The following is a 12672-nucleotide window of genomic DNA, read 5'->3' as shown; positions in this document are numbered from 1 at the left end:
CCCGTAAACTACAGACTCAGAATCTTTTCAATTACTTTTTATATTTCGCTGTTCTTGCGTCTTTAATCACACCAGACCAGTTCATTCCGTATCCGAAATCGTAGTTGTGACCTTCGGAATCTTTGTGCGTTTCCATATCGTAAGGCACATCTTCTTTTTGCTTTTCAACCGTCACCATATTTGCAGGCATCTGAAGCGGAAGCAATCCTGAAGGTTCGTATTTTCCTGTTACGATATCTACAACAGCCTGATTTGACACATTGAAATTCATTAAAATCGCATCAGCATGACCTTCAAATTCGTTGAAAATCATCGGTTTTGAAGCCGTAACAGAAACAATAACAGGTTTTCCGTTCATTGCTTTATACGTGTTTTCAATCGTCAACAAATCTGTGAAATTGGTAACCGTTGAAGTTTTATTTTTGAAAGTTCTGTCGTGTACATTGGGTGCAACGACCGGGTCGCCTGCTGCAATACTTTTCTCACGAGCTTCAGTCGCTGTGTAAGTCTGATATTGAAGAGAAATCGGAAGGTAACCGTTTCCGCCTTCTTTAGCATCAATGTCGCTGTAACCGCCTTCTTCACTGTGCGGACTTTTCACAAAAACCAATGCGAAATCAGCTTTTGTAGGATCTTCAGTTACATCGAAATGTTTTTTAATTTGATTAATATCAACAGGGAAATCTAAAGACGGCGCCGTGTAAATTCCCCACCAGTTGAACGTTGCAGGAGAATATCTCTTTGGAATGTAAACCGTTTTTCTTTCTTTGATGGGAAGAACATTCGCTTTGTTTTTCAACATTACGATAGATTTTACCTGAGCTTCGTAACCTGCCTTCATAAATTCAGGATTTCCAACGATTTTCTTGGTTTCTTCAACGTTGACATAAGGATTTTCAAACAATCCTGTTCTGAAGAAGTTTCTCAACAAACGAACCGCCGATTGCTCAAATTTTGCACGATAAGCTTTTTCGCCGTGTTCTTTTACACCCATTTGGTAGGCTTCCAAAACAGGTCCTTTATCATTATTTCCTCCGAATTGGTCAACACCTGCTTCCAAAACTTTATAATGACGTTCAGCAATTGATAATTTTTCAGCTCCCCAAGGTTTTCCTGCAAATCCGCCCGGAGTTTTTGGTTCGTCTGCCGTAATCAACCAATCGGTACAAACTACACCGTCATACTTGTATTTTCCACGAAGTAAATCTGTGATTAAATATTTGCTGTAACCATTTCCAACGTTTTCGCCATTTTTCGTGTCTTGATTAAAACTAATTGTGTAATAAGGCATTACCGCAGAAGCTTCTTTAGTTCCACCATTTAATTTGAAAGCACCTTCGGTAAATGGTTTTACGTGGTTTTGGAAATTATTCCCAGGATAAACTGCAAATTTTCCCATTGCCCAGTGACCGTCGCGACCGCCTTCTTCAGGTCCACCTCCCGGCCAGTGTTTTACCATTGCATTCACACTTTTGTTTCCCCAACCGTTTTTGCTGCCAGAAGTGGTTTGGAAACCATCGATGTAACCTCTTCCTAAATCCGCCGTTAATTCCGGACTTTCAGAAAAGACGTAAGCGATTCTGTACCAACGAGGTTCTGTTCCTAAATCGATTTGTGGAGATAATGCTGTTGAGATTCCCAACGCTCTGTATTCCTGAGCGGCAATATTTCCGAATTTTTTAACCAATTCAGGGTCGAAAGTTGCTCCCATTGCCAAACCATCCGGCCAAAGAGAAATTTGTCCGCCTGCTCCTTCATTAAATTCGGCTGTTACTGTTGCAGAATGTCTCGGGTCTGTACTGTTGTTTGCAGGAATTCCCAATCCTAAACCTTCAATATAAGCCTGAATATTATTACTCCATTGCGCTGCAATTGCAGGAGATTCAACCGTCGTTACCAAAACGTGACGAAGATTGTCTTCCTTTAAAAATTTCTTTTGTTGGTCTGTTAAATCAGAAGCTTTTGCGCCACTTTCTTTGTATAACATTCCGTTATATTTTCCTGCTCTGAAACCATCTGCAGGAGCGGGAACGGATTGATGACCGCTGTATAACATCAAACCTGCAATCTGTTCGATAGACATTTTTGAAGCTAAATCTTTTGCTCTTTCGTCAACAGGAAGTCTCCAATCTTCATATTTATCGAGTTTTCCGTTTCTATTTAAATCTTTAAATTTATTTCCACCAACCGTCAGGATTTTTACGCCAGATTCTGTGGAATATCCCAAAACAGGACCTTTAGAATTCGTAACTGTCTGAATGTTTTGCGAAAATGCTGTTACTCCTAAAAATAATGCAGCAACATTTAAAACCGTTCTTTTCATTGTTTACATTTTAGAAATTAAAGCTTACTGAGAATTGACCTGTTAATGGCATAATGTACGTTCCCGTCAACAATTTTCCGTAGAATGGACTTGCATCGGTAATCAATTCAGCACCGTTGATGGTTCCACTGGCTCCTCTTTGATTTAGGAAGTTGATAACCGTTGCGCCAACATTGATATTTTTATTAACCGTATAACTTACCCCACCGAAAGTTTCCCATCTTGGTGCGAAGTATAAAGCATTGGTAAGATTCGCATATTGTTTTGAGAAATATCTGAAACTTGCCCAAAATCTCCATTTATCGATGGTATAACTTGGATCGATCTCCATTAAAACTTTAGAAACACCCAATACATTTTTATCAGCATAATTATAATTTTCGCCAAATGCACTGAAAGCAAAATCTTTGTACACCGGATTCTGGAATGTAATTAAATAATGGAAGTTAAACCCTTTGAAAGGTTTCAAAACAAAATCCGTTGTCCAACCCAAAGTCTGGATGCTATAATCTACACTTGCCACTTCAACCTGCGTACTGTTGTTCGGATTTACAAGATTGTATCTTCCTAAATATCCGTTTTTCGTTAACCAGGTAGCCTGAGAAATCAATTGGATATAATCTGTATTCCAGAAAACCCCGATCGCCCCCAAAGGACTTCTGATTTTCTTCATATCCGGAGTAAATGGCTGAGAATAACTCTCCAGTCTTCTGTTTTCTTCCGTATAAAGGAAATTTGCTAAAACACCGAAGTTTTTGCTGATATTATAGGTAGCATTTACGCTTCCGCCAACATGAAACCAGCTTTCATTGATGCTTTGGAAATCATTGGCTCCAAAAACAAAATTAGGTGATCTCGGCGTCATAGAAAATTCACCATCAATGATATGATTTCTTAAATGAAGCCCGTAGCTTAGGTTAAAATTATCAGATACCTTCCAATCATCAGAAGCGTAAACGGATAGTTTATTTTCAGTCCCGCTGTGGAATTCTCCTCCGACATTGTAATTATAGAAACCGTTTGCATCGGTTGACGGCCCAATTAATCTTTCAGGCTGGGCACCAACCGTTTGGAAGAAAAATGATCTGTTGGATGTGAATTTATCAATATTATAAAATTGTTCTAAAATTCCAACTGTTACATTGTGATTGCCGATTTGCTTATTTAATGAAAAACGACCTGCAATATTCGTGATCGGTGTTTTAGGAGTATACATTGCCAATTGCGTTCCCACAGCACCGGAATATGCCTGACCGTTTGAGGCCAAAGTATAACCCGCCGAAGAATCTGCATTGAAAATACTCAAAGGGATGATATTCGCCATCTTCACATTCGCGAAGTGTGCTCTTGTTGAAAATTTAAAATTCCAGGCGTTGTTTAATAAATAATTACCTAAAATATCGATATTATGAGCTTTAGAACTGTTATCATTACCGCTCATTCCTGCCCAGTAATCTTGTCCTGTCAGAATATCTTTCATTCTTATCTGTCCGTCATTTACAACGTAAGAATCTCTACCAATCTTAAAATTATCAAGCTCAGTAACTTTACCATTTTCACCATATTGAAAAACGGCATAATTTCCTACATTATAAGAATCTGAATATTTGTATAAAAATGAAATTTGACCTCTGTCATCTTTAAAATATTTCGTAGCACCCGCTCTGAAAATTTTTGTTTCATCAACATTTCTTGCAAAACCCAGTTTAAAAGTACTTGGATCGTAATTGGCAAAAGCTCCAACTGTATAAGTCCAGCCGTTTTTAGTAATCGGTCCGGAAACATTTACATCACCTTGTAGCCATCCGAAAGTACTTGTTGTAAATTTTCCTTTTAGTTTAAAATCTTTCGTTCCCGTTTGAGAATAAGAGTTTACCGCGAAACCAAGATCGCCCATTGTGTTGGCTAATTGGTCCATTTTCAAAAGTCCGGTTCTTTCTAAACCAACACTTTGTCGCCATGTTTTGTTAGGAAGTTCGGGCCAGAAAAAGTACACGGCAGGAAGGTCGTTTTCAAGAATCGTAATTCCTCCCACGGTTGCAGGCAAGCCGATGTTTACATCTCTCGGACTCGTGTTATTGGCTGCATTCAGCATCACGTTTCTGTTATTGTCTTCTTTGGATGAAGTCGTAACGGTCTTTACGCCTCCTTCAGTTTTTGAAGCTTCTTTCAAAGCATTTTTTACCGCAAGGCTGTCGGTTTCCTGGCCAAAAGCTACGGCAAAGGAAAACATCAGCCCTAATGCTGAAATTTTTAAAGTTGATTTTCTCATCGTACAGTTAATTAGTATAATTTCTTCTTAAGTTGTTGTTTATCAATTTTATTTTAAATAAAGACATAGGAATATCCTGCATCCAAAAAATCATTGGATGGACTTTATTTTTCATCAGCACCGGATTGATTGTTTTTCTAAAGCCGGTTTATCAGCAGCATTGTATTATCATTGCATTGATATTGGGAGAAACCTTCTCAGCTTCAAGCAATATCTTTATTTTAATTGAATGATTTTTAATCATTTTCAACCAAAATATACTCTCTGGAAAGAGTACGATTCGAATAAATTCAGATTCAAAAAAGTGTTCATTTTCATTGCTTCAATAAGAAGCATTACAATACTACATTGTTTCATCGGATTCACCAAAAAAAAATATTAAATTTTCTTAATATTTAATGTAACTAACTGTTTTACATTTAAATAAATTTCAAATAATAAAACATTTTTCATTGATTCTTATTGAAACAATGATTAAAATCACGTTAAAATTTCCCCAAAAGTACCTCAAGGTATCAATTTTGGTGTCTACTCCAATTTTTTATCACTAAATTTGTAAATACACATTTTTCTCACTTCTAATAATGGATTCTAAAGAACAACTTTTAAAAAAATCGATTGAGGCAAAAGAAATTTTTATCCCTCATCTTTCTGCCGATCCTGTAATTTTTGGTTTCGATCAAAACGAGCTTAAAGTTTTGCTTTTAAAGATGAATTACAGAAAGCAATGGTTTTTGCCAGGAGGTTATGTGCGAAAGGATGAAGATTTAGACGATGCGGTGGTGAGAATTTTGAAAGACAGAGCCGGAATTACAGAAGTTTATCTGGAAGAATTTGCCGTTTTTGGAAAGAAAAACAGAAGTGAATTTTATTTTGAAGATTTTGATGAAACTCTTTTCCACAAGCAAAGATTCGTAACTATCGGATATTACGCCCTTTACAATCCAGATCGTTTTAATCTGATTGCTGATGAATTCAGTGAAAGTTGTGAATGGATTTATTTAAGCGAGCTTCCCAATATCGAATTGGCGATGGATCACCGTGAAATTATCGAAAAAGCGTTATTAACTTTAAGAGAGAAAATTTCTCATAAACCTATCGGATTCAATTTATTACCTGAAAAATTTACACTTTCTGAATTGCAAAAATTATACGAAGTTATTCTCGGAAAAGAACTTAACAGAGGAAATTTTTATCGAAAAATTAAAAATTTAGGAATTCTAAAAAAATTAGACGAGCGAAGAACTGGCGGCGCTCATAAAGCTCCGGATCTCTATTCTTTTGATGAAGAAAATTATGCTAAGGCGCTTGAAAATGGTTTGAGTAACTGGTAATTACAAAAAATTGCTTTACCAATTTAATTTGATAAAGCAATCTTCTACATATTTCGAACTATTGATCTAATTCTTTCTGAAAAGCTTCAAAATATTTTGCCAAATGAAGACCATCTGCCAAACCGTGATGTGCTTCAATAGAAACAGGCATCATCTTTTTGCCATCTTTAAGACTGAATTTTCCAAACGCGATTTTCGGAATACATTCTTTAGGATCAAAATTGGTAGGATGTAAAATTGTAGTAAACGAACTCCAAGGAATCGTAGTGTGTCTGATATGATTAATTGGCAAAACATCGTTACTAATTCCTAAGCCAGTTGAACTCTGAACTGTTTTTATTTGATCCTGTAATCTCTCATTAAACGTTTCAAAATTTTCAGAATAATGAAAAAATGAAAACCCAAAAGTTCCGTCTTCTCTTCCAATCGTACTTCCGACATGAACTTCATCAAACTGAATAACCTCACCATCCACAATTCGTAATTTCAATTCATGAACAGAATTGATCGCCACCATAGATTTGTAAAGATAATAGGCAAAAAACGAAATTCCTTTTTCTTTTGCTTTTTCATACGCTTTTGTGCAGTCTACCTCCGTTGTAAAACCGAAATAAGGACTTTTCATTTTAGAGAAAAATTCAAAATGTTCCTTTCTGTTCCAGCTTTCAATATCTATTACCTTCATTGATTTATTTTTTGCAAATTTCCATAAGATTTTCGGTTTTAAAAACTTTTGGAATATGAAATTTAATCGTAAAGTTTAATTTTAATTAAAACTATAAAGCATACTGAAACTTATAATCCGATGGACTTACTTTCATTAACTTTTTAAAATAATTGGTTAAATGGCTCTCATCCGTAAAACCAAACTCAAAAGCGATTTGCTTCATGGTCATTTGCCCGGATTGGATTCTTCTTTCAATTAATTTTAACTTATAATCTGTAATATATTTTCGGTAAGAAATTTCAAAATTTCTTTTAAAATAAGATCCAAAATAAGTTTCCGAAATATTGAAATGCTTGGCAATAGCCGTTATTCTAATGAGTTCGGGCTGATAAATATTTTGATGAATGTAAGATATCAAATCATCTTTTTTGGGAGCATCTTTATCTACTTTCACATGTAAAAACTTAGCGGAAGCCTCACGAATTAAACCAAATAACGATAAAACCTGAAAAAACATAATGGGTGACTCTGAAACTTTGTTGAATCTATTATAGTCAATAATATTTTCCACCGTTTTTTTTAAAATCGTTTTACAGGGTTCATCAAAGGTTAGTTTTTCTTCTTTCAGCAACGCATTTCGCATAATATCTGTGGGAGAAGCTGTTGCAAGATTATCCGGTGAAAGATGTTTATTCTGGTCAAAATAACTGTCATTGAATTTAATAAAACAGAATTTGGTCGGTTTTTTGATGTCAAAAAAATGTTCATCATCTGGAGAAATAAGATAAAAATCGCCTGCTTTATAAGAAATTACAATGCCGTTGATATGATGATCGCCACAGCCTTTGAAAATATAAATCATTTCATAATACGTATGGCTGTGTTTGGGAAACGGATAAACAGATGCTTCAAAGGTATCAATTTCCAGAGGTTCAAACTGTTTTCTTTTCATGTCTTAAAATTACAATTTGTTAAACGATTTTTACAACCTGAAAATCATTTTTTTTAACAAAATTTGTATAGACCTTGAAAGATAACATTAAGATACTCAGACAAAGTTTCATCTCTGTCTCTTTTGAATTTTAAATCAATCGACAAATTATTATTTATGAAAATATTAAAAAGAATATCAGGAATTGTATTGGGAAGTCTTTTACTTCTTTCGTGTAATCAAAAAAATAAAGAAAATTCTACCGCATCCAACGAGTCATTATTGTTTGAAAATGTTCGTGTAATCGACGGAAATGGAGGAAATCCTGTTGAAAATACCAAAGTTTTGGTTAAAGATGGTAAAATTGTTCAAATTGGAAATAATATTTCCGATAAAGATGCAAAAAGTATTGATTTAAAAGGAAAAACAATCATTCCCGCACTTATTTCTGCACATTCACATGTGGGAACCTTAAAAGGAACTACCACTAAACCCGAAAATTATACTGAAGAAAATATTCTTTCACAACTCAAAAAATATCAGGATTATGGGGTATTGAATGTCATGTCAATGGGTACAGATCGTCCTTTTCTGTTTGAAAGTGGTTTAAGAGATCGATCAGCTAAAGGAGAAATTGATGGCGCAAGAATTCATTCTGCAGGATATGGTTTTGGGGCTCCCAATGGTGCTCCGCCACTCGATTTTGCGATGGATAAAGTATATAGACCCACTTCTGTGAAAGAAATTCCGGCAGAGCTCGACAGTCTCAAAAAAATAAATGCCGAATTGGTGAAAATTTGGGTGGATGATTTTAACGGAAAATTTAAAGCAAAAGTAAGTCCTGAAATTTATAAAGCAATTATTTCTGAGGCGCACAAAAGAAATATGAGAGTCGCCGCTCACGTGTATTATCTTTCAGATTTGAAAAAACTACTCGCCGATGGAATTGATGTAATTGGTCACAGCATCAGAAGTGAAGTGATTGATGATGCTACATTGGCGCAAATGAAAGCAAAAGGCATTGTTTATATTCCTACCCTTTCTTTGGACGAGTATGCTTTTGTATATGCAAAAAAACCTGAATGGATTAATGATCAGTTCTTCAAAAAATCTTTGGAACCTGGCGTTTATGAAATGATTACTTCTGAAAAATATCAAAATGATCTTAAAAATGCTCCGAACTTCAAATTAAATATGAAAGCCTTTGAAGTTGCCAAACAAAATCTTAAAAAAGTATATGATGCAGGTATTCTGGTAGCTATGGGAACAGATAGCGGCGCGATGCCTCTTCGTGCACAGGGCTTTTCGGAACATTTAGAATTACAATTAATGGCGGAAGCAGGATTGACTCCTTTACAGGCATTAACCGTCGCTACAAAAAATTCAGCAAAAGCATTAAAAATCGATCAAAATTTCGGAACTATTGAAGCAGGAAAAACGGCAGATTTTATTATTGTTGATGGAAATCCGGCGAAAAACATTCAGGATACCCGAAAAATAGTTTCAGTGTATAAAGCCGGAAAAGAAGTTTCTAAAGGAGTTTTAAATAAGTAAATAATGAAGAGATTTTTTGTTAGGTTAGCTTTTATTACCAACTTTATAATCGTAAATGCACAGTCAAATGTTGAAGTCATTTCGAAAATATATCCACCCAATCCGGATCCTTCCGGAATCGCAGTAAGTTCTAAAGACAGGGTTTTCTTAGGATTTCCCCGTCACGCCGATAATCATAAGGAATTTGCTTTGGCAGAATTAGTTAATGGAAAATTAATCCCTTTTCCCAATAAAGATTTTGTGTATCCAAGTACGAAGCCTTATCAGGACTGGCTGGTTTCTCCGCATGGAATTTATATGGATAAAAATGATGTTTTATGGGTGTTAGATGATGGTAAAAGATCAGGTATCAAGGAGATTCCTTTAGGAGCCGCAAAAGTAGTGGGAATTGATATTCATTCTAAAAAAATTCTGCATTCAATTGTTATTCCAAAGACTGTTTTGTCTGATGATTCACATTATAACGATCTTCGGGTTGATCTTTCTCATGGTGAAAAAGGGACAATATATATAGCCAATTCAGGCTTTGGAGAATACTATTCTTTGGTTGTTTTGGATGTCGCAACGGGAAAAGCAAGAGAGGTTTTATTAAATCATAATTCCACTTCACCCGAACTCGGATTTATGGGATTTCTTGAAGGGAAGCCTCTCGTTTATGATTTTAATAAACAAACTTTTCCCAGTGGCGGAGCAGATGGCATTGCATTAAGTCCAGATCAGAAAAAATTATACTGGACTGCCATTACAGGAAGAAAATTATACAGTATTTCTACTGATCTTATCAGTAATTTTAATACTTCTGAACAAACAATTGAAAAAGCTGTACAATTAGAAGGCGAAAGACCAGCTTGTGACGGATTGGCTGAAGATGAAAAAGGAAATATCTATTTCGGAGCCTTTGAGCAACAATCTATTGTTAAAAGAAAACCGGATGGAGAATATCAATTGATTTCTCATGATAAAGAAAATTACGTTTGGCCAGATGGTTTGGCCTATCGAAACGGATACGTTTATGTTACGTTAGGTCAGTGGAATCGTTTGCCCGGATTTAATAACGGAAAAGATCTAAGAAAGCCGCCCTATTTGGTGGTGAAAATTAAAAGTGAATAAAAAGTAATATTTAAATTATAAAAATGGAATACAGAAAATTAGGAAATAGTGAATTAGAAGTTTCAGCAATAACTTTTGGAGCTTGGGCTGCCGGAGGTTGGATGTGGGGAAGCACAGACAGAAATGAAGCTATTGAAGCCATCAAAGCATCGTATGATGTTGGCGTAACTTCTATCGACACGGCTCCGATTTACGGACAAGGAACCAGTGAGGAAATTGTTGGGGAAGCGATTAAAGGAATTTCCCGTGATAAAGTTCAGATTCTTACGAAGTTTGGTATGCGTTGGGATTTGGCAAAAGGAGATTTTGCGATGCACAGCAAAGACAACAGCGGAAATGCTATCGACGTTTATAAATTTGCCGGAAAAGACAGCATTATCTATGAATGCGAGCAAAGTTTGAAAAGATTGGGAACAGATTATATCGATTTGTACCAAATTCACTGGCCGGATTCTACCACACCCATAGATGAAACTTTTGAGGCCGTTTCAAGGTTAATTGAGCAGGGAAAAGTTCGTCATGCGGGAGTTTGCAACTATAACGTTCAGCAAATGGCAGAAGCTGAAAAAACATTGAATTTAGTATCCAACCAAATTCCGTTTAGTATGGTCAATCGCGGAATTGAAGAAGAAACCGTGCCTTACTGTATTGAAAATAACAAATCAATTTTAGCGTATAGCCCTTTGGAAAGAGGTTTACTTACAGGTAAAATTCATAACGGTTACCAATTTCAGGAAGGTGATCACAGGGCAGGTCATAAACATTTTCAACCAGATTTTATTGAAAAAACCAATCAGCTTTTAGATAAAATTAAACCCATTGCAGATCAACATAATGCAAGTTTAGGGCAATTGGTTCTTCGCTGGACGATTGAAAGAGCCGGAATTACCATCGCGTTGGCCGGAGCCAGAAATGCAGAACAGGCCGTTCAAAATGCAAAAGCAATTGAGATTAATTTAAGCAAAGAAGAATTAACCACAATTGATGATTTGGTTAATCAGTTTAATTAACAAATCTGTTTAAACTTTTATATTTTATTACCCGTTGTGCATTTTGCAAAATTTTGGTATTAGATTTGTCGGTTCGAGTATTTTTTCGTAACAAAGTGGAGAAAAAATGTATCGAGAACAGATTCATCTTCAAAATTGCAAACTTCTCGATACGATTTTTTTTCAAAAATCTATTCGAAGTGACGAAAACAAATCAAAATGCACAATAGATATTTTATTAATTATTTCAAAGTTTGTCATTCTGCAAGAATCTAAGCAATTTTAAACGTATAATGTTGAGGTGCTTTCAGCATGACAAGCTTTAAACTAAGGACAAATTTCCTAGCCCCGATTGCAACGGCATCCTTTTGCGTAGTGAAACGTAGCAAAAGATACAGTGGAAAGCGGAAAAAAGCTCCTTAAAAAGTCAATAAGCTTACAAAAAATTCATTATAAACAATGGAAAAAAGAAACAACATCTATCAACTTACCCTTAAAGAATTAACCTTAAAAGATGGTTCTGAAGGTGAAAAAACACTGGCACTTGATTTCGACAATCATGATAATCTATTTCATATTTTCGATGTCATACAATCAAAAAATATATTTGACAATGAACAAACAGCGCAAGAGTTTGCATTAGGATTAAAACTTTTCACCGAAGTCATGATTAAAAATAAACAACATCCTCTGTTTGAAGAATTAAGACCGGCAATTATGGAATTCATGAAAAAACTAAAGAGCCAATAAATTATAAAACTCTCGAGCAAATTTTGCTGATTTAATAGATATAGTATGTTAAAATCTGCTGAATCTGAAAGATCTGCGAGAGAAATATTTTTATGATTTCAGTAAAATTGAAAATAGGTATAATCAATTCAGAAAATTAACAATGGAATATAGATTTTTAGGAAAATCAGGACTTAAAGTACCTTTCTTCAGGACGTTTGAGCGGGAAATATGGCAGAAATAAACCCGCGCCTCAAGAAGGTAGAATTGCTCAGGGAGGAAGTCCGGTTCCCGAAACTGTAGTTCAGCAAGAAATTTTTTATAACACGATTGATGCATTAGAAGAAGTTGCTGCTGAAGTGGGGAAAAATGTAGCTCAGGTTGCTTTAAACTGGTTGTTGCAGCGTCCTACGGTTTCCAGCATCATTATCGGAGCCAGAAACGAAGAGCAGTTAAAGCAAAATCTTGAAGCCGTCGGTTGGAATCTTACTCGCGAACAAGTTGAAAAACTTGATAAAGCAAGTGAAGTACCTCCCCATTTATCCGTATTGGCATCAGTGGCAGAACAAAAGTTTAAATCCTACACCGGATTTTTACAGTCATTTAAAATAATATTCTAACCGCAAAAGAGGCGAAATATTTGTTTTTTTTGTGGTTAATACGTTTTAAGGCACAAGGATTTTATCAATGATAAAATAGATCATCAACATTGTAAAAGAAAATCTTTAATTTTCCCTTTGTGTCTTAAAAAACAGACAATTTG

The 12672-nt window shown here is 35.4% G+C and carries 10 protein-coding genes; 6 read left to right on the top strand and 4 right to left on the bottom strand.

Annotated features, from left to right (window positions below):
* Positions 1–31: 31 nt before the first annotated feature.
* Both ABEG63_RS08620 and ABEG63_RS08615 read right to left on the bottom strand, forming a co-directional pair.
* A complete protein-coding gene (locus tag ABEG63_RS08620) occupies positions 32–2323 on the bottom strand; it encodes a glycoside hydrolase family 3 N-terminal domain-containing protein (protein WP_346584167.1) in 2292 nt (763 codons plus the stop codon).
* A 10-nt stretch (positions 2324–2333) separates the two neighbouring features.
* Entirely contained in the window at positions 2334–4595 is a 2262-nt protein-coding gene (locus ABEG63_RS08615) for a TonB-dependent receptor (protein WP_346584166.1), read from the bottom strand.
* Between the two features lie 584 nt (positions 4596–5179).
* Here ABEG63_RS08615 and ABEG63_RS08610 point away from each other — a divergent pair.
* Entirely contained in the window at positions 5180–5929 is a 750-nt protein-coding gene (locus ABEG63_RS08610; RefSeq protein ID WP_267403043.1) for an NUDIX domain-containing protein, read from the top strand.
* Positions 5930–5987: 58 nt separating this feature from the next.
* Here the strand turns inward: ABEG63_RS08610 and ABEG63_RS08605 are convergent, their stop codons facing one another.
* Together ABEG63_RS08605 and ABEG63_RS08600 are read right to left on the bottom strand one after the other, a co-directional pair.
* On the bottom strand, positions 5988–6614 hold the full coding sequence (locus tag ABEG63_RS08605; protein ID WP_346584165.1) for a chloramphenicol acetyltransferase: 627 nt from the start codon (positions 6612–6614) through the stop codon (positions 5988–5990).
* A gap of 91 nt (positions 6615–6705) precedes the next feature.
* Entirely contained in the window at positions 6706–7548 is an 843-nt protein-coding gene (locus ABEG63_RS08600; protein ID WP_346584164.1) for an AraC family transcriptional regulator, read from the bottom strand.
* Between the two features lie 156 nt (positions 7549–7704).
* Between ABEG63_RS08600 and ABEG63_RS08595 the strand changes: the two genes are divergently transcribed.
* The 5 genes from ABEG63_RS08595 to ABEG63_RS08575 all read left to right on the top strand — a co-directional run bounded on the left by ABEG63_RS08595 (position 7705) and on the right by ABEG63_RS08575 (position 12529).
* Positions 7705–9081 carry an amidohydrolase family protein gene (locus ABEG63_RS08595; RefSeq protein WP_346584163.1) on the top strand — a complete coding sequence of 459 codons (1377 nt, stop codon included), beginning with the start codon at positions 7705–7707 and terminating at the stop codon, positions 9079–9081.
* Positions 9082–9084: 3 nt separating this feature from the next.
* Complete coding sequence (locus ABEG63_RS08590; RefSeq protein WP_346584162.1) at positions 9085–10191, top strand: L-dopachrome tautomerase-related protein; 1107 nt, start codon at positions 9085–9087, stop codon at positions 10189–10191.
* Positions 10192–10214: 23 nt separating this feature from the next.
* Complete coding sequence (locus tag ABEG63_RS08585; RefSeq protein ID WP_346584161.1) at positions 10215–11201, top strand: aldo/keto reductase; 987 nt, start codon at positions 10215–10217, stop codon at positions 11199–11201.
* Between the two features lie 438 nt (positions 11202–11639).
* A complete protein-coding gene (locus ABEG63_RS08580) occupies positions 11640–11930 on the top strand; it encodes a DUF3861 domain-containing protein (protein WP_312390104.1) in 291 nt (96 codons plus the stop codon).
* Between the two features lie 197 nt (positions 11931–12127).
* A complete protein-coding gene (locus tag ABEG63_RS08575; protein ID WP_346584160.1) occupies positions 12128–12529 on the top strand; it encodes an aldo/keto reductase in 402 nt (133 codons plus the stop codon).
* Positions 12530–12672 lie beyond the last annotated feature (143 nt).

Source organism: Chryseobacterium sp. C39-AII1 (genome assembly GCF_039672645.1).
Lineage (GTDB): Bacteria > Bacteroidota > Bacteroidia > Flavobacteriales > Weeksellaceae > Chryseobacterium.
Note: the sequence above shows the minus strand (reverse complement) of the source record. Positions and strands in the feature narration are given on the sequence as shown.